This window comes from Roseateles sp. 22389 (assembly GCF_052044995.1).
Lineage (GTDB): Bacteria > Pseudomonadota > Gammaproteobacteria > Burkholderiales > Burkholderiaceae_C > Roseateles.
On record NZ_JBQEOF010000002.1, the window covers coordinates 6056 to 23021 of the forward strand.

At 69.5% G+C, this 16966-nt stretch carries 21 protein-coding genes; 4 read left to right on the forward strand and 17 right to left on the reverse strand.

Going from position 1 to position 16966, the window contains the following annotated elements; genetic code table 11:
- A partial coding sequence (locus tag ACTJKJ_RS03110) for an SDR family NAD(P)-dependent oxidoreductase (RefSeq protein WP_440819567.1) occupies positions 1-618 on the forward strand: 618 nt, incomplete at its 5' end.
- 8 nt (positions 619-626) lie between these two features.
- On the opposite strand, the gene ACTJKJ_RS03115 is transcribed toward ACTJKJ_RS03110, so the two are convergent.
- The 6 genes from ACTJKJ_RS03115 to rpsP all read right to left on the reverse strand — a co-directional run bounded on the left by ACTJKJ_RS03115 (position 627) and on the right by rpsP (position 4810).
- The gene (locus tag ACTJKJ_RS03115) at positions 627-1616 is read right to left on the reverse strand and encodes a CobD/CbiB family protein (protein WP_440819568.1); all 990 of its coding nucleotides are present in this window, start codon (positions 1614-1616) and stop codon (positions 627-629) included.
- Between the two features lie 21 nt (positions 1617-1637).
- Entirely contained in the window at positions 1638-2408 is a 771-nt protein-coding gene (locus ACTJKJ_RS03120) for an NUDIX hydrolase (RefSeq protein ID WP_440819569.1), read from the reverse strand.
- A gap of 133 nt (positions 2409-2541) precedes the next feature.
- A complete protein-coding gene (gene rplS / locus ACTJKJ_RS03125) occupies positions 2542-2910 on the reverse strand; it encodes a 50S ribosomal protein L19 (RefSeq protein WP_091723501.1) in 369 nt (122 codons plus the stop codon).
- Between the two features lie 205 nt (positions 2911-3115).
- Positions 3116-3907 (reverse strand): tRNA (guanosine(37)-N1)-methyltransferase TrmD, encoded by a 792-nt coding sequence (gene trmD, locus ACTJKJ_RS03130; protein ID WP_440819570.1) that lies wholly within the window; start codon positions 3905-3907, stop codon positions 3116-3118.
- Positions 3908-3927: 20 nt separating this feature from the next.
- Positions 3928-4524: a ribosome maturation factor RimM gene (gene rimM / locus ACTJKJ_RS03135; RefSeq protein ID WP_183478652.1), complete on the reverse strand. Its 597-nt coding sequence runs from the start codon at positions 4522-4524 to the stop codon at positions 3928-3930.
- A gap of 16 nt (positions 4525-4540) precedes the next feature.
- Positions 4541-4810 (reverse strand): 30S ribosomal protein S16, encoded by a 270-nt coding sequence (rpsP, locus tag ACTJKJ_RS03140; protein WP_091723493.1) that lies wholly within the window; start codon positions 4808-4810, stop codon positions 4541-4543.
- Positions 4811-5084: 274 nt separating this feature from the next.
- Here rpsP and ACTJKJ_RS03145 point away from each other — a divergent pair, with 274 nt between their 5' ends.
- Together ACTJKJ_RS03145 and ACTJKJ_RS03150 are read left to right on the forward strand one after the other, a co-directional pair.
- Positions 5085-5684 carry an N-acetyltransferase family protein gene (locus ACTJKJ_RS03145; RefSeq protein ID WP_440819571.1) on the forward strand — a complete coding sequence of 200 codons (600 nt, stop codon included), beginning with the start codon at positions 5085-5087 and terminating at the stop codon, positions 5682-5684.
- Positions 5681-6154: an NINE protein gene (locus ACTJKJ_RS03150; RefSeq protein ID WP_440819572.1), complete on the forward strand. Its 474-nt coding sequence runs from the start codon at positions 5681-5683 to the stop codon at positions 6152-6154. The genes ACTJKJ_RS03145 and ACTJKJ_RS03150 overlap by 4 nt, the downstream gene beginning before the upstream one ends.
- Positions 6155-6185: 31 nt before the next feature.
- Here the strand turns inward: ACTJKJ_RS03150 and ACTJKJ_RS03155 are convergent, their stop codons facing one another.
- The 8 genes from ACTJKJ_RS03155 to murJ all read right to left on the reverse strand — a co-directional run bounded on the left by ACTJKJ_RS03155 (position 6186) and on the right by murJ (position 14061).
- Positions 6186-7196, reverse strand: a complete 1011-nt coding sequence (locus ACTJKJ_RS03155; RefSeq protein ID WP_297387395.1) for an inorganic phosphate transporter — start codon at positions 7194-7196, stop codon at positions 6186-6188.
- Positions 7197-7217: 21 nt separating this feature from the next.
- On the reverse strand, positions 7218-7865 hold the full coding sequence (locus ACTJKJ_RS03160) for a DUF47 domain-containing protein (RefSeq protein WP_091723483.1): 648 nt from the start codon (positions 7863-7865) through the stop codon (positions 7218-7220).
- Between the two features lie 58 nt (positions 7866-7923).
- A complete protein-coding gene (gene folK / locus ACTJKJ_RS03165) occupies positions 7924-8463 on the reverse strand; it encodes a 2-amino-4-hydroxy-6-hydroxymethyldihydropteridine diphosphokinase (protein WP_297387398.1) in 540 nt (179 codons plus the stop codon).
- Entirely contained in the window at positions 8460-10094 is a 1635-nt protein-coding gene (gene pcnB / locus ACTJKJ_RS03170) for a polynucleotide adenylyltransferase PcnB (RefSeq protein ID WP_440819573.1), read from the reverse strand. Before pcnB ends, folK begins: the two co-directional genes overlap by 4 nt.
- Positions 10091-10759, reverse strand: a complete 669-nt coding sequence (locus ACTJKJ_RS03175) for an HAD family hydrolase (RefSeq protein WP_091723477.1) — start codon at positions 10757-10759, stop codon at positions 10091-10093. The genes pcnB and ACTJKJ_RS03175 overlap by 4 nt, the downstream gene beginning before the upstream one ends.
- A 52-nt stretch (positions 10760-10811) precedes the next feature.
- The gene (locus ACTJKJ_RS03180; protein WP_091723475.1) at positions 10812-11486 is read right to left on the reverse strand and encodes an HdaA/DnaA family protein; all 675 of its coding nucleotides are present in this window, start codon (positions 11484-11486) and stop codon (positions 10812-10814) included.
- A 150-nt stretch (positions 11487-11636) separates the two neighbouring features.
- Positions 11637-12413, reverse strand: a complete 777-nt coding sequence (locus ACTJKJ_RS03185; RefSeq protein ID WP_091723472.1) for a SirB1 family protein — start codon at positions 12411-12413, stop codon at positions 11637-11639.
- Between the two features lie 73 nt (positions 12414-12486).
- Entirely contained in the window at positions 12487-14061 is a 1575-nt protein-coding gene (gene murJ, locus ACTJKJ_RS03190) for a murein biosynthesis integral membrane protein MurJ (protein ID WP_440819574.1), read from the reverse strand.
- Positions 14062-14216: 155 nt separating this feature from the next.
- Between murJ and rpsT the strand changes: the two genes are divergently transcribed.
- Positions 14217-14513, forward strand: a complete 297-nt coding sequence (rpsT, locus tag ACTJKJ_RS03195; protein WP_067066702.1) for a 30S ribosomal protein S20 — start codon at positions 14217-14219, stop codon at positions 14511-14513.
- Here the strand turns inward: rpsT and ACTJKJ_RS03200 are convergent.
- The 3 genes from ACTJKJ_RS03200 to ACTJKJ_RS03210 form a co-directional block, all read right to left on the reverse strand.
- Positions 14468-15364, reverse strand: coding sequence for an alpha/beta fold hydrolase (locus tag ACTJKJ_RS03200; protein ID WP_440819575.1), 897 nt, complete (start codon positions 15362-15364; stop codon positions 14468-14470). The two genes, rpsT and ACTJKJ_RS03200, sit on opposite strands and share 46 nt — an antisense overlap.
- On the reverse strand, positions 15361-16416 hold the full coding sequence (locus tag ACTJKJ_RS03205) for a M14 family zinc carboxypeptidase (RefSeq protein ID WP_147241561.1): 1056 nt from the start codon (positions 16414-16416) through the stop codon (positions 15361-15363). The genes ACTJKJ_RS03200 and ACTJKJ_RS03205 overlap by 4 nt, the downstream gene beginning before the upstream one ends.
- Positions 16417-16530: 114 nt before the next feature.
- Positions 16531-16866, reverse strand: a complete 336-nt coding sequence (locus ACTJKJ_RS03210) for a DUF3579 domain-containing protein (protein WP_091723465.1) — start codon at positions 16864-16866, stop codon at positions 16531-16533.
- Positions 16867-16966 lie beyond the last annotated feature (100 nt).

Consider the following 16966-nt stretch of genomic DNA (forward strand, 5'->3'; position numbering starts at 1 on the left):
CCGCTGCAGCAGTGGCAGGCCGACCTGTCCGCGCCGCTCACGATCGCGCGGCACCTGGCCGACTGGCTGCGCACGCAGCCGCGCGACTGGCGCTCGGCCACGCTGATCAACAACGCCGGTGTCGTCACGCCGCCGGGACCGATCGACGGGGAATCGCTGGAGGTGCTGTCCGCCGCGCTGCGCGTCGGCCTGGAGGCCACCGTGCTGCTCAGCGCCGCCTTCCTCGACGCCACGCGCGATTGGCCGGCGGCGCGCAAGGTGCTGAACATCTCGTCCGGGCTGGGTCGCCGGGCGATGGCCGGCAGCGCGCTGTACTGCGCGGCCAAGGCCGGCATGGACAACCTCAGCCGCGCGATGGCGCTGGACGAGGAACACAAGGCCGCGCAGGGCGAGCGGGCGGCGCGTGTCGTGTCACTGGCGCCGGGCATCATCGACACCGACATGCAGGCGCAGCTGCGCGGCGGCGATGCGTCGAAGTTCCCGGACCGCGACCGCTTCGCCGCGTTCAAGGCCGAGGGCCAGCTCGTCAGCGCCGAGGACACCGCGACGCGCGTGCTGCGTTTCCTGGCGCGCGACGACTTCGGCCAGCAGGTGCTCGCCGACGTGCGCGACGCCTGACCGGTTGTTCAGCCGACCAGGTTCGCCAGCGTCAGCAGCGCCAGCAGCATCATCCACAGCACCACCGAGCGCCAGACCAGGCCGACGACACTCTGCAGGTGGCCCAGCTGCGGCGGCACGCCGCCGGTCGAGCCCTCGGCGCGGGTGGCGTCCATGTCGCCGCCGGACTCGAAGGTCTTGCTGCGGTCGGGGGTCACGCCCGGCGCGGCGCTGCCGCCCAGCTGCACGCCGACGGCGCCGGCCGCGGAGGCCAGGATGATGCCCTCGTTGTCATGCGCCCAGAGCGCCGCGTCCCGACGCCAGGCGTTCACCGCCTCCTCGAAGTTGCCGACGATGGCGAAACCAGTCGCCGTCAGGCGCGCCGGGATGTGGTCGATCATGCCGAACAGCTTGCGCGACAGCGCCATCAGGCGCTCGTTGGTCGGCGCGTCCAGCGTGCGGCTCTTGAAGGCCCAGTAGCGGCCGGCGAATTCGGCCATCCGGTACAGCACTGCGCCGGCCGGCCCCAGGCCCAGCGTCGAGAACAGCACGAACCAGAAGAAGACGCCGAAGACATGCCGGTGCGCCGCCAGCAGCGAGTGCTCCAGCACATGCCGCAGCAGCTCGGTGCGCGGCAGCTCGCTGGCATCCAGGTGGCGCCACTCGGCCAGCAGGCGACGGGCCTCGAGCTCGTCACCGCGCTCGAGCGCGTCGCGGATGTCGGTGAAGTAGTGGCTGAACTGGCGGAAGCCCAGCGTCAGGTAGAGCACCAGCACGTCCAGCGCCAGCGACAGCAGCAGGCTGTAGGGGCGCACCAGCGCGTAGATCGTGCCGACCAGCAGCGCCGGGCCGACGACGGTGATCGTCCACACGACGGCCGCGTGATGCGACCGTCCCGCGTCGAAGTTGCGCCCGGTCCAGCGCACCCAGGCGATCATGCCCTGGTGGACCGGGTTCCCGTGCGGCAGAGGCTTGAGCTGCTCGCACACCAGCGCCAGCAAGACCGCGAAGAAGTTCATGGCCCGGGATGATAGCGGGCGTCAGACCTGCAGGAAGCGGTAGAGATTGCGCAACATCGCCGCCGTCGCGCCCCAGATGAAGAACTCCTTCGGACTGGCCGCGGTGAGGGCGACGTCGGGGTCCGCGTTCGAGACCGCAAGACCTGGCCCCGTCCACGGCATGGAGAGGAACTGGCGTCGTCCCATCAGCGGGCCCTCCGTGCCGGGGACCTCGTACTCGAAGCTGTGGCGCTGGTGATGGGCCGGGTTCATCAGGAAGGCCAGCGGCACCTCGAAGGCCTCGGCCACCTCGAACGCGTCCAGCCGCAGCGAGAAGTCCGGCCGCACCAGCGCGACCACCGGGGTGACCTCGTAGGCGGTCACCGTGCGATAGACCGGCAACTGGCCGATCAGGTCGACGTGGTGCTCGTCCAGGCCGATCTCCTCCTGCGCCTCGCGCAGCGCGGTGCGCTCGGGCGAGCCGTCCTCGGGCTCGGCGCGGCCGCCGGGGAAGCTCACCTGGCCGGCGTGGTCGCGCAGGTGCGCGGTGCGCTGCGTCAGCAGCACCTGCAGGCCGGACGCCCGCTGGACCAGCGGCACCAGCACCGCCGCCTGGGTCGTGGTGCGGCCGGGGAAGATGCCGCCGTCGCCGGGAATCTCCGGATCGATGTCGGGCGGGTGGAGGAAGCGCTGGCGCAGCCAGGCGGGGGTCAGGCGCTCCGGCGGAACGGCCGGCAGGTGGGCATCGGTGCCGGCGACGGGAACGATGCGGGGATCCTTGATGGCGGGACGGCTGGGGGAAGGCGTCGGCATGCGGCGGGATCGTCCGGTGAGCCGGACTTGTTCGTGGGCGCCCGGGGCGCGAAGCCCCGATTGGACGCCAGAAACGACAAAGCCGCTCCGGGCAGGGCCTTGGAGCGGCTTTGAGGGGGCGTGCGCCGAAGGATTATTCGGCTGCCTTGAAGGACAGCTTTTCCTTGATGCGCGCCGACTTGCCCGAACGCTCACGCAGGTAGTACAGCTTGGCGCGACGGACGTCGCCGCGGCGCTTCACCTCGATCGAGGCGATCAGGGGGCTGTACAGCTGGAAGGTACGCTCCACGCCTTCGCCGCTCGAGATCTTGCGGACGATGAAGTTGGAGTTCAGACCGCGGTTGCGGCGGGCGATGACCACGCCTTCGTAGGCCTGCACGCGCTTGCGGGTGCCTTCGACGACGTTCACGTTGACGATCACGGTGTCGCCGGGGGCGAACGCGGGGATGGTCTTGTTCAGGCGAGCAATTTCTTCTTGCTCGAGGGTCTGGATCAGATTCACGAGGATCTCCTGGTGATCGTGCCGGCGCGAATCAGGATGATTCCAGGACTGGCCGCCATCGAAAGACTTCTTCGGCGCCGCCCGCGTGGGGATTCAACCAACAGCACCCTGGACCCTGGTTTCCCGTGGTCCTGTACTGCCCTTGCCCCATCAGCCCGGTAGAGGATCGGCAAAACCGGCGATTATAGACGTGGACGGGCGACCGTCAAACTTTGTGCGGCCTGACAGCCGTCCCACCGGCGAGCGAGGCGAGGAATTTCTCGTCCTTCTTGTCGAGCCGGCCGTCGCGGCGCGCGGCCTCGATCAGCTCCGGGCGACGCGCCAGGGTCAGCGCCAGCGACTGCTCGCGGCGCCAGCGCGCGATCTCGGCATGGTGGCCGGACAGCAGCACCGGCGGCACCGGCAACGGGCCTTCGGGCGTTTCCAGGACCTCGGGGCGGCTGAAGTGCGGGCAGTCCAGCAGGCCGTCGGAGAAGCTGTCCTGCTGGTGCGAGGCGGCATCGTTGAGCACGCCGTCCTGCAAGCGGGCGATGGCATCCAGCATCGCGATCGCCGGCAGTTCGCCGCCCGACAGCACGAAGTCGCCCAGGCTGATCTCCATCGTCACGTGGCGGTCCAGCACGCGCTGGTCGATGCCCTCGTAGCGGCCGCACAGCAGGATGGCGCCCTCGCCCACGGCCAACTCGCGCGCCAGCGCCTGGTCGAGCCGGCGGCCGGTCGGGCTGAAATGGATCACGGCGGGGGCACCCGGATGGGTGGTGGCGCGGTCGGCCTTCACGGCAGCCAGTGCGCGCTCCAGCGGCGCGGCCAGCATCACCATGCCGGGTCCACCGCCGAAGGGGCGGTCGTCGACGCGGCGGTAGTTGTCCTCGGCGTAATCGCGCATCTGCCACAGACGCACGTCGACCTGCCGGCTCTCATAGGCGCGACGCGTCACGCCGACCCGCAGGAAGGGGTCGAAGAGTTCGGGGAACAGGGTGAGAACGTCGAAGCGCATGGGCAGTCAGGCCCGCGGCTTCAGTAGTCGAGATCCCAGTCGACCGGGATGACCCGCGCGGCCTTGTCGACGTCGCCGACATAGGCGTTCACGAACGGGATCAGGATCTCTTCATCGGGCTTGACCGGCGCGGTCTTGCCGGCGGGCAGGATGCGCAGCACGCAGTGGGGGCCGGTGTCGATCAGGTCGATCACCTCGCCCAGCGTCGTGCCGTCCTTGTTGACGACCGACATGCCGATCAGGTCGACCCAGTAGAACTCGCCGTCGTCCGTCTCGGGGAACACGCTGCGCGAGACGAAGATGCGGGCGCCCTTGAGCGCTTCGGCGCCGTTGCGGTCGGCCACGCCCTCCACCTGGGCGACGATGCCGTCCGCATGGTCGCGGACAGCCAGGATCTTGAGCACGGGGGGCACGACATGCGGCTTGCCCGGCAGGGCCTTCTCGCTGGGCTTCAGGAACCAGCGGCGAGAGGCGAAGAGCGCCTGGGCATCGGCGGAGTGGCTGAGGATCTTCAACCAGCCCTTGATGCCCCAGGCGTCCAGCACGCGCCCGACTTCGATGGCGTCTTCCGGAAAGGCCGGGGAGGACTCGATCACGTCGTCAGGCGCCTGCTTCATCACTGCGATCCGAGGATCAGGCAGCGGCGGCGGCCGGAGCGGCAGCCTTCTTGGACACGTCGACCAGGCGGGCGACGGCCGGCGACAGCTGGGCGCCCACGCCGACCCAGTACGACACGCGGTCTTGCGAGACGCGCAGGCCTTCGGCATTGCCGGAGGCGACCGGGTTGTAGAAGCCAACGCGCTCGATGAAGCGGCCGTCGCGGCGGTTGCGGCTGTCGGTCACGACGATGTTGTAGAACGGACGCTTCTTGGAGCCACCGCGGGAGAGTCGAATCACGACCATGATCTATCCTTCAGGTTTTGAGCGTTCCACCGCACCAGGGAGACACACAGGGGCAAGCAGACAATGAACCGACCGTTCCGTGCGGGGAGCGCGTGTGTCGCGCATCGAGTCCCCGGGACAGGTCGGCAGCTGGCACCGTAGATACGCCCCCGGTCCGTCCTTCGCCCCCTCAGCCCCGGATCAGGAAGCTTCGAAGCGTGACAGCCACACCCAGGGGCCAGCGCCAAAACCCGGCATTATAAACTCGCTCTTGACGCTTTGTCCTCCTCCCCCAATGACGACAACCACCAGCAGTTCCTCCCCGCTCCTGATCCGCCCCAGCCTGGAAGGCGACATCGCCGCGATCCAGCAGATCTACGAACACGCGGTGCTGCACGGCACCGGCACTTTCGAGACCGACGTCCCCGATCGCGCCGAGATGGCCCGCCGCCGGACCGAGGTGCTCAGCCGCAGCCTGCCCTACCTGGTCGCGGAGCGTGACGGACAGGTGCTCGGCTACGCGTATGCCAACTATTTCCGCCCGCGGCTGGCCTATCGCTATTTCGTCGAGGACTCGATCTACCTCGCGCCGCAGGCGCAGGGACAAGGCGTCGGCCGCCTGCTGCTGGCGGAGTTGATCGCGCGCTGCGAAGCCGCCGGCGCGCGGCAGATGATCGCCGTCATCGGCGATTCGCAGAACCTGGGCTCCATCGGTGTCCACCGCAGCCACGGCTTCGAGGACGTCGGCATCATGAAGGCCGCCGGATGGAAGTTCGGCAAGTGGCTGGACGTGGTGCTGATGCAGCGCCAGCTGGGCCAGGGCGACACCAGCTCGCCCACCGGCGCCGTCCCGGCGACCGCGCCGGCCACCCCGGACCCGACGCCCGCCGCATGAGCGCCCTCGCCCCGACCGACGGCGGCGGTGCGGACGCCAAGTCCAAGACCGTGGCCACTTGGCTGAGCTTCGCGCTCGGCAGCCTCGGGGCGCACCGCTTCTATCTCCACGGCTTCGGCGACCGGCTGGGCTGGTTGCACCCGCTGCCGACGCTGCTGGGGCTGTATGGCGTCCACCGGATGGACACCCTGGGCCAGGACGACGTCGCGGCCTGGTTCCTGATTCCGCTGCTGGGGCTGATGCTGGCGCAGAGCATGCTGGCCGGCATCGTCTACGGCCTGATGCCGGACGAACGCTGGGCCGAGCGCTTCAATCCGGGCCAGCCGGTGCGCAAGACCGGCTGGTTGCCGATCCTCGGCGTCATCGCCTGCCTGATGGTGGGCGGCGCCTGCCTGATGGCGACGATCGCGTTCTCGGCGCAGCGCTATTTCGAATCCCAGGTCGAAGCCGCCCGCGAGATCAGCCAGTAGCCGCCCGCGAGCGCAGCCCGCCCCAGCCCGCTCAGAACAGCGTGAAGCTGATCCAGTAGAACAGCCCGCCGATGAAGGCCGACGCCGGGATCGTGAAGATCCAGGCCCAGACGATGTTGCCGGCCACGCCCCAGCGCACCGACGACGCGCGCTGCGTCGAGCCCACGCCGACGATGGCGCCGGTGATGGTGTGCGTCGTCGACACCGGGATCCCCAACGCGGTGGCCAGGAACAGCGTGATCGCTCCGCCGGTTTCCGCGCAGAAGCCGCCCACCGGCTTGAGCTTGGTGATCTTCTGCCCCATCGTGCGGACGATGCGCCAGCCCCCGAACATGGTCCCCAGGCCGATGGCCAGGTAGCAGACGACGATCACCCAGGTCGGCGGCGAGTGCTCGCCGGCACTCGCGTAGCCCGACGCGATCAGCAGCATCCAGATCAGGCCGATCGTCTTTTGCGCGTCGTTGCCGCCGTGGCCCAGGCTGTACAGGCCGGCCGAAACCAGCTGCAGCCGTCTGAACCAGTTGTCCACGCGCAGCGGCGAGCTGCGCCGGAACAGCCAGGCCACCGCCACCATCAGCAAGGAGCCGAGCAGGAAGCCCAGCAGCGGCGACACGAAGATGAACAGCACCGTCTTGCCGATGCCGCTCATGATCAGGCCCTTGGTGCCCGCCTTGGCGATCGCCGCGCCCACCAGGCCGCCGATCAGCGCGTGCGACGAGCTCGACGGGATGCCGTAGAACCAGGTGATCACGTTCCATGCGATCGCGCCGATCAAGGCGCCGAAGATCACATGGTGATCGACGATGCCCGCGTCGATCGAGCCCTTGCCGATCGTCGCCGCCACCTTCAGCTCGAAGAACAGCACCGCGATCACGTTGAAGAAGGCCGCGAACAGCACGGCCTGCTGCGGCTTGAGCACGCCGGTCGACACGACCGTCGCGATCGAGTTGGCCGCATCATGGAAGCCGTTCATGAAGTCGAAGGCGATGGCCAGCACCACCAGCATGGCCACGACCCAGAAGGCCACCTGCATCGTTCCCATAGCAGACGCTCCGCTATCGGATCAGGAGTTCTCGAGGACGATGCCCTCGATCAGGTTGGCCACGTCCTCGCAGCGGTCGGAGATCGACTCCAGCTGCTCGTAGATGGCCTTGAGCTTGATCAGCTCACGCACGTCCTCCTGCTCGCGGAACAGCTTGGACATCGCGGCGCGCATCACGCGGTCGGCATCGGACTCGAGCTTGTCGATCTCCTCGCAGGCCTTGATGGCGGCTTCGGCGGTGTGCGGCTCGCTGAGCTTGGGCAGCAGCGTGACGGCATGCTTGACGCGTTCGCAGCACTTGGCCGACAGCTCGCCCAGGCGCAGCACCTCGTCGGGGATGGAGCGCACGTCGTAGAGCTGCATGGTTTCGCTGGAGTCCTGCAGCAGGTCCAGGATGTCGTCCATCGCGTTGATCAGGCCGTGGATCTGCTCGCGGTCGATCGGCGTGATGAAGGTCCGGTGCAGCAGCCGGTTCACCTCGGCGGTGATGCGGTCGGCGTGGTGCTCGGCCTTGTCGACCTCGGCGGCGTACTTCTCGCGCAGCGTCAGGTCGTTGTAGTTCTGGATCATGAGCATGAAGGCGCGGGCGCCTTCCACGATCTGCGTGCCGTGCTCATTAAACAGTTCAAAAAAATTGCCCTCACGGGGCAGCAGCTTGCCGAAAAACATGGGGAGGCTCCGCGCGGTGCGATCCACGCCGGATCGTCACAAATGGTTCATTTCCGTGTCACGGAAAACCGGCAAGTGTAGCGGCCTGGGGCCCGAACGGGCCATGGGGCCGGCGCAACGGCTCGTCCTCGCGTTCGATCGCCTGGGCGGCGACGCCGGGCAGATGGCTCCGCAGGGCGCCCAGTCCCGGCGCGGTCAACGCCGGATCGAGTTCCAGCAAGGGCCTGAGGACGAAGGCGCGCTGATGCAGCCGCGGATGAGGCACGGTCAGGCGTTCGAGGGCGAGGGTCTCGTCGCCGTAGAGGAGCAGGTCGAGGTCGAGCGTGCGCGGCGCGTTGACATAGGGCCGCTCGCGCCCGTGGCGCTGCTCGATGGCCTGAAGCGCCTCGAGCAGGGCCAGCGGGGCCAGGCCGGTGCGCACGCGCGCGACCGCATTGAGATAGTCGGGCCCCTCGCAGCCGACCGGCGCGCTGCGCCAGGCGCCGGAGACGGCCTCGACGCTCACGTCCTTCAGGTCGGCGAGGTCGGCCAGCGCCGCCTCCAGCGTGCGCCGCAGGTCGCCGAGGTTGGCGCCCAGGCCGACGTAGGCCGTGATCATTCGTCGGCGGAGGACGCCGGCGGGGCGCTCGACGCTTCGCCGGCACCCGCCGACTTCGGCTTGCGACGACGGCGGCGCTTCTTGGCCGGATGGGCCGTGCCACCCTCCCCGTCCATCGCCTCGGGATCGATGGGCAAGGCCGCGGCCGATTCGCCGGCCACCGGCACCGCCGGCACGTTGCCGGCCGCCACCGAACCACGCGGCACCGAATGCACCCGTCCGCCGCCCGCCTTGGGCTTGCTGCGCGGACCGGTCTGGCGCTGCGTCTCGCGCGCCTGGTCGAGCAGCGCGCGGCGGTCGTCCTCGCTGCCCAGCGCGAAGTCCTCCCACCAGTCGGCCAGCGCCGGATCAATCTCGCCCGCCTCGGCGCGCAGCGCCAGGAAGTCGAAGCCGGCGCGGTAGCGCGGCTGTTCGATCAGGCGGTGCGGGCCGCTGCCGGTGCGGCGCTCGAAGCGCGGCTGCATCATCCAGATCTCGCGCATGTCCGCGGCCAGCTTGCCGCGGCCGGAGATGTCGCCCACGCGCGCGTCGAAGACCAGGTCGATGGCCTGCTGCAGCGCGGGCACCGCGCCTTCGCCGCCGTCGATCAGGCGCTGCCAGCGCTGCTGGACCTCGCCCCACAGCATGCAGGCGAGCATGAAGCTCGGCGCCACCGAGCGGCCTTCGGCCACCCGCTTGTCGGTGTCCTCCAGCGCCAGCCGGACGAACTTGCCGTGCACGTTGTCGGGCAGCGCGCCGTCCTTGTCCAGCACCGCGTCCAGGATCGGGAACACGCCGCGCGCCAGGCCCTGCTTGCGCAGTTCCTCGATGCTGGCCAGCGCGTGGCCGGTCTGCAGCAGCTTGATCATTTCGTCGAACATCCGCGACAGCGGCACGTTCGCGAGCAGCGGCCCCATCGCCACGATCGGCGCGCGCGTCTTGGGCTCGATCGTGAACCCCAGCTTGGCGGCGAAGCGCACCGCGCGCAGGATGCGCACCGGGTCCTCGCGGTAGCGGGTCTCGGGGTCGCCGATCATGCGCAGCACCTTCTTGCGCGCATCGGCCAGGCCGCCGTGGTAGTCGACCACCAGCTCGCGCTGCGGGTCGTAGTACATCGCGTTGACGGTGAAGTCGCGGCGCGCGGCGTCCTCGATCTGCGGGCCCCAGACGTTGTCGCGCAGCACCCGGCCGGACGCGTCGACGACGTGCGACTTGCCGTCCAGCGCGCTCTTGGACGTCTTCTCGTTGCCCTGCACCTGCTCGGCATCGTCCTCCTTGAGCAGCGCCCGGAAGGTCGAGACCTCGATGACCTCGTGCTCGCGGCCGCGGCCGTAGACCACGTGGACGATGCGGAAGCGCCGGCCGATGATGAAGGCGCGGCGGAACTGGTTCTTGACCTGTTCCGGCGTGGCGTCGGTGGCGACGTCGAAGTCCTTGGGCCGGCGTCCCAGCAGCAGGTCGCGCACGGCGCCGCCGACGATGTAGGCCTCGAAGCCCGCGTCGGTCAGCCCCTTGACGACCTTGACGCCGCGCTCGTCCAGCAGCGCCGGATCGATGCGGTGCTCCTCGGCGGCGATTTCCACCCGCTTGCCCAGCGGCGTGGCGGTCCCCTCGGGCTTGCCCAACAGCTTGTTGATCAGTTTTTTAATCATTCGAACAGCTTCAATATCGGCCAGCCGCGCTCGCGCGCCAGCGTCTCGAGGGCCGCGGTGGGATTGGTCGCCACCGGATGGCTGACCCGCTCCAGCAGCGGCAGGTCGTTCATCGAGTCGCTGTAGAAATGCACGCGCTCGAAATCCTCCCAGCGCCGGCCCTGCGCGGCCAGCCACTCGTTCACGCGCACGATCTTGCCCGCCTGGAAGGACGGGGTGCCGCGCACGCGACCGGTGAACGCGCCGGCCGCGTCGCGTTCCAGTTGCACGGCGATCAGGTGGTCGATGCCGAAGGCCTGGGCGATCGGCGCGGTCACGAATTCATTGGTCGCGGTCACCACGACCACGAGATCCCCGGCATCCAGGTGGCGCTGCACCAGTGCGCGCGCATTGTCGCGCAACATCGGCGCGACGACCCGGCTCATGAATTCGGCGCGGGCAGCCTCGGCCTCGGCCAGCGGACGGGCGCGCCAGACAGAGGTGGCGAACTCGACGTATTCGTCCAGGTCGAGCTCGCCGCGCTGGTACTGCGCGTAGAACTCGTCGTTGCGGGCCGCCCAGGCGGCGCCGTCGGCCCAGCCGATCTCCACCATGTAGGCGCCGAAGGCGTGATCCGAGTCCTGCGGGATCAGGGTGCCGTCCAGGTCGAACAGGGTCAGGTCCACGTGATGTCCTTGAAAAACCTTGAAATCGTTGCAACCGGCGGCACGACGCGCCTCAGGCGGGCGCGCCCTGGTCGGCGAGCATCTGGCGCAGCAGCGGCACGGTGACGGCCCGCTTGCTGGCCAGGGCGAATTCGTCCAGCCCGTCGAGCAGCGTCATCAGGTGCTTGAGGTCGCGGGCGTAGCGGGTGAGCAGGTAGTCGATGACGTCGTCGGTCAGCGCGATGCCGCGGCGGTCGGCCTCGCGGCGCAGCACGGCGCGCACCTCGGCCTCGGACAGCGGCACCAGCGCGAAGGTCGGGCCCCAGCCCAGGCGCGTGCGCAGGTCCTCGCGCAGCGCGAGATCCACCGGCGGCGCGGTGCCGGTCGAGACGACCGCCAGCCCCAGCGTCGCGGCCTCGACGAACAGCGCGAAGGCCGCATGCTGCCGGCCGTCGTCGAAGCGCTGCGTGTCGTCGAGCAGCAGCAGGCTGGGGTGGGTGGGCAGTTCCCAGGGCAGCGGCGTGTCGGCGTCGTACCAGCCGACCTGGGCACCGGCGTGTTGCCAGTGCTGGGCGAGCGCGCGCAGCAGGTGCGTCTTGCCGCTGCCCGGCGGCCCCCACAGGAAGACCGGCGGCGAACCCGCGCCCAGCCCCAGCACGTGCGTGAGGGCCGCAGTGTTGGCGCCGGTGAGGAGCGTGTCAAAGGTGTAGTCGGGCTCGGGACCGAGCGACAGCGGGATCTGCTTCAAACCACTTCAGCGTTGGATGGAGGGAGACCCGGCGGCGATGCCAGGCCCCGGCCCTCAAGGAGCGCGATTCTAAGCGGCGCCTCCCACCCTCCCGCCCCGCTGACCACCCGGAGGTGGGGGACGGCGAAGGACGGGCAGGGAAACCGGGCCTCAGTGGAAGGTCGCCGGCCCGCCTTCGCCGTCGCGGATCTGCTGCAGGCACTGCTCCAGCTCGACCTGCTCGACGCGGTCCCCCGGCAGCAGCGCCACCAGCTTGCGCTGCACGGCCAGCAGCCGGGGCAGGTCCTGCCGGTCCATGTGGATCTGCTTGAGGTTGCGCAGCATGCGCGCCAGGATCTGGCGCGGCGACGCGGTCCCCAGGAAGGCATCCAGCGACATCGGCTCCTGCGGCATCAGCCCGGCGCGCTCGCGCCAGGGGCTGAGGAACTCGTCGAGCTCGCCGCGCCCCAGCGAGCGCCCGCTGAACGGGTCCAGCACGACCTCGCCCTGCGGCAGCCGCAGCTTCATCAGGAAGTGCCCCGGGAAGCTGACGCCCTTGACCCGCAGGCCGACATGGGCCGCCAGCTCCATGTAGATGATCGCCAGCGTGATCGGGATGCCGCGCCGCGTCGCCAGCACCTGGTGCAGGTAGCTGTTGCCGATCGCGTAGTAGTCGTTGACGTTGCCCGCGAAGCCGAGCTCGCCATGGAAGTACTGGTTGAGCATCCGGAGCCGATGGCTCGGCGGCGCGTCGGCCGGCAGGCGCTGGCGCAGCCGCTCGCCGAGCCGGTCCAGCTCCGCCATCACCTGCTGCACGTCCAGCCGGGGGACATCGTCCAGCGCGATCGCGGCGGCGGCTTCGGCCAGGTTCAGCGTGTCGTCGTCGGCAACCAGCGTCGAGAAATAGTCCAGCGCCGACGGCACCGTCCACTGCAGGGGCGAACTCATGCGCCCGAGTCTACGCCCTGGCCTGGCGGCGTCGTCGGCGCGGTTCCCGGGTCCGGAAACTCGCGCCCGGCGATCAGGCCCGCCGCGCGAAGTGGCGCAGCTTCACGCCCAGCAACAGCAGCACGCCGAAATACAGCAAGGCCGACGCCCCGAGGCTCAACGCCATCCACCCGGCGCGCGCCAGCTCGAAGTGGAAGCCCTTGCCGCCGACCCAGGCGAAGTGCCCGGCCAGCCACCACTGCAGCGCGCCCATCGCCGCGCTGGCGATCAGCACGCGCAGCAGGAACAGCGCCCAGCCGGCTTCCGGCGTGTAGGTGCCCAGCCGGCGCAGCCCGCGCAGCAGCAGCAGCGCGTTGACCACCGCCCCCAGGCCGATGGACAGCGACAGGCCGGCGACGCCGATCTGCAAGCCGAAGACGAAGATCGCGTTGAAGAGCTGCGTCAGCACCAGCACGCCGACGGCGATGCGCACCGGCGTGCGCATGTCCTGGCGCGCGTAGAAGCCGGGCGCCAGCACCTTGATCGACACCAGCCCCATCAGCCCGAGCCCGTAGCCCATGACCGCGTGGGCGGTGCTGGTGACGTCGGCGGCCCGGAAGGCGCCGCGCTGATAGAGCACCGCCACCAGCGGCTCGGCGAAGACCACCAGCGCGACCGCGCAGGGCAGCGCCAGCAGCAGCGTCAGGCGCAGGCCCCAGTCGAGCAGGCCCGAGTACTTCTCGGTCTCGCCCTTGGCGGTGCTGGCGGCCAGCTGCGGCGTCAGCACCACGCCCAGCGCGACGCCGAGCAGCGCGATCGGGAATTCCATCAGCCGGTCCGCGTAGGTCAGCCAGGACGCGGCACCCTCGCCCACCGCGATCGCGATCTGCGTGTTGATCAGCAGCGACAGCTGCGCCACGCCGACGCCCAGCAGCGCCGGCCCCATCTTGCGCAAGACCTGGCGCACGCCCTCGTCGGCGGCGGCGCGGCGCAGGCCGGACAGGCCCAGCGCGAAACGCGGCATCAGTCCGATCTTCGTCAGCGCCGGCACCTGCAGCGCGAGCTGCAGCAGCCCGCCCACCATCACGCCCACCGCCAGCGAATAGATCGGCGCGTAGCCATGGCGCTCGAGCATCGGCGCCAGCCCGTAGCCGCAGGCGAGCGAGGCCAGGTTCAGCAGCACCGGCGTTACCGCGGGCACGACGAAGCGCTTCCATGTGTTCAGGATGCCTGCCGACAGCGCCACCAGCGACATGAAGCCGATGTAGGGGAACATCCAGCGCGTCATCACAACGGCCGCCTCGTGGGCGGGCGCGGACAGGCCCGCGCCGAGCGCCCACACCAGCACCGGCGCGCCGACGACGCCCAGCACGCAGGTCGCCAGCAGCGCCCACAGCAGCACCGTCGCGACGGCGTCGATCAGGTGCCGGGTAGCGTCATCGCCGTCCCTGGCGCGGGCCGCGGCCAGCGCCGGCACGAAGGCCTGCGCGAACGCGCCTTCGGCGAACAGCCGCCGCAGCATGTTGGGAATGCGGAAGGCGACGTTGTAGGCGTCGGTCATCGCGTTCGCGCCGAACAGGCCGGCCACCATCTGCTCGCGGACCAGCCCGGTGATGCGGGACAACAGCGTGAAGATCGAGACGACGGAGGCGGTGCGGAGCAGATTCATGCGGGGAGCGGCGCGGCGGAGTGCAAAGGCGCGGGGGTGCCCGGCGGGCGACCGCGCATTATGGGTGTCCTGCTCAGGCGCAATGCCGCGGATTTGGTTTTTCCATTCCTGGCTGCTATACTCGCCGTCTTTGCACCAACTGGACCCATAAGACAATGGCAAGCTCTTCCAAAGCCAAGAAGAAAACCGTGCGTCTGGCCTCGGGCCGCAAGCGCGCACGTCAAGACGTCAAGCTGAACGCCGCCAACTCGGCGCTGCGTTCGAAGTTCCGCACGGTCATCAAGAACGTGCAAAAGGCGATCGTCACTGGCGACAAGGCCAAGGCCGCCGACCTGTTCAAGACCGCCCAGCCCGTGATCGATTCGGTCGCCGACAAGGGCATCTTCCACAAGAACAAGGCTGCTCGTCATAAGAGCCGCCTGTCCGCCAAGATCAAGGCGCTGGCCGCCTGATAACCAAGTTCCAGCTCTGGTGCACGAAGAGCCCGCCACCCGGCGGGCTTTTTCATTCCCGCATCAGAGCGGCATGGGGGTGGTGATCTGGCCGACCACCTCGCGCACGTGGAGCCAGTCCACGACGTTGCGCGCCACCCAGTCACCATCATCCAGCGGCAGGTCGTGGCCGGCGTGCTTGTGCAGCCGCAGCGGCGCCCCCCAGGCGCGGCTGATGGCCTGCGAACAGCGCCAGTCCACCAGCGAATCACCCTGGCTGCACAGCAGCAGCATCGGCGGCTCGGGCTTGGCCAGGCTGGCTCTGTAGCGCGCTGCCGCCAGCAGCTGGCGCAGCGCATTGNTCGCTGGATCGAGACCCAGTCATCAATCACCTGGTCGGGCTGGCGCTGCAGCCGCGTCGTCATCTGCAGCACCTTGGCCTCGCGCCGGCGCAGGCTCAGCCGCGTCAGGCTCAGCATCAGCAAGGACCAGTAGTTCGACGGCCGCAGCCGCCGGAAGAAGGCGCTGAACGGCCGCAGGCTCGTGTTGATCAGCACGACGCCGTCGAGCTCGCCCGGATGCCGCGCCGCCCACTCGCTGGCGACCATCGCGCCCAACGACATCGCCAGCACCTGGTACGGCGGCGGCACGCCGCGCCGGCGCAGCTCCGCGCGGCAGGCCTCCATCATCGCGTCCACATGGGTGGGACTGCTCTGCCGGTGCTTGTCGCCATTGCCGGGCAGGTCCAGCAACTCCAGTCGCGCATCGGGCTGCTGCACCAGCAACGCACGCTGCAGGCGCGCCGGAAAGTCGCCCCAATGGCCGCTCTCGCGTGTCAGGCCACGCAGCAGCACCCAGGTGTGCATGCTCATCGGACCGTCCTCCGATACCAGCGGATCAACGCCTGCTCCCCGTGATCGATTCGTGTGTCCGGCCCCGGCAGCCACCGGAACGCGCTCTGCGTCGCGCGAGTCATGAAATCCATCCAAGCCATGTGCCGGCGCAAGACCCGTTGCTGTCGATGTTCGATCAGCGGGTTGAACATGCCGTGCCGGGAGAGTAGCTGGCGCGGATTTTTCTTGACCCACAGCCATGACCCCATTTCGAGCGTCATCGGCAGGAAGATCCCTCGATCAAGGGAGAGCGCCTCGTCGTACAGGTGGTCCCACAGGTCGCCATGGGTCAGGTAATGCCGGCTCTGCGGCTCCATCACGTAGGGATGCGGGGACAGGCATTGATCGAGCACCTCGCACAGCGCATGGATCTCCGCGAGGTGGCGCATCGGCCGGCGCGTGCGCGCGTACGGGAACCAGATGCGGTCGCGCAGGCCGAAGCCGCTGTGGAAGTCGATGGACACCGCGACCGGTCGCCCCAGCAGCTCCTCGCGGACGAAGCGGCACAGGGCCTCGCTCTCCACCTCCATCGGCCCACCGCCCGGGCCACGGAAGTACGGCAGCTGCCGGGTCAGGCGATGCCCGCCGATCAGGAAGGGCACGCCGCGGTCGGCATCCTGGGGCGCGTTGCGCATCAGGTCCACGCCTCGCGGGTTCGCGCGCGTGCCGGCCTGGACGCCGCCCGGATTGACCACGGGGAGGAACACCAGCCGCAGCGACTCGAGCTGCTGGTGCAGGCTCAGATCCCAGCGCAGCCGCCGCACCAGGCTGCCGAGGTAGGCCAGCACCACCTGCGCGCCGATGCGCTCCAGCCCATGGACGCCGCCGATGAAGCCGAGCGCAGGAACCGACGGATCGGGGTTGCCCAGGGTCACGCCGATCACCGGCAGCGCGCCGGCGGAGGTGGCGACGCTCGCCAACTCGCGGGCCTGCAGCATCGATCCCCCCTGATCGATCAGGCGCAGCAACTCCTGCAGTTCCGGCAGGGCGGCCGCGGCCCGCGGGGCCGCGTCGGTGGGAAGGACGGCCATGTCCGGGCGCTCGGGCTAAGGGTCGCGGGGAACCCGGCAGCGTAGGCGAGGAGGGGCGCGCTGACGATGGCCCGATCGGGCCGGGCCTTCACCCTCCCGGGGAGGGGCCGTCGCTCAGGCCTTGCCGGACTCGCGCCCGTCGGGCAGCAGGCAGGCGTCGACGACCTGCAGCTTGTTGTCGCGGGCGAAGTTCATGACGAAGTCCCAGGCCATCGGCTCGACCGACTTCAGCGCCTCGTTGACGATCACGCACTTCACACCGTTGACGACGCGCGGCACGCAGTAGGGGGAATAACCGAGGTAGGCGTCTCGGCCGCTGCGGGTGCCGCCGGGCCGAAAGCAGGACATGGCGCCAGCCAGACGTTCGGCCCAGTCGCTCGGGCGGAAGGTGCGACCATCCGTGGTGATCCCCTGGATGAACACTTCTCGCGGCTTGGGCTGCTCAGTCATTGGCTACTCGGTCTGCGTCCCGGCCCGCGGCGGCTGCGGCACTCCTTTGACGAGGGTCAACCGCGGCAGGCAAAACCGCTATTGTGCCTCGGATGTGTTG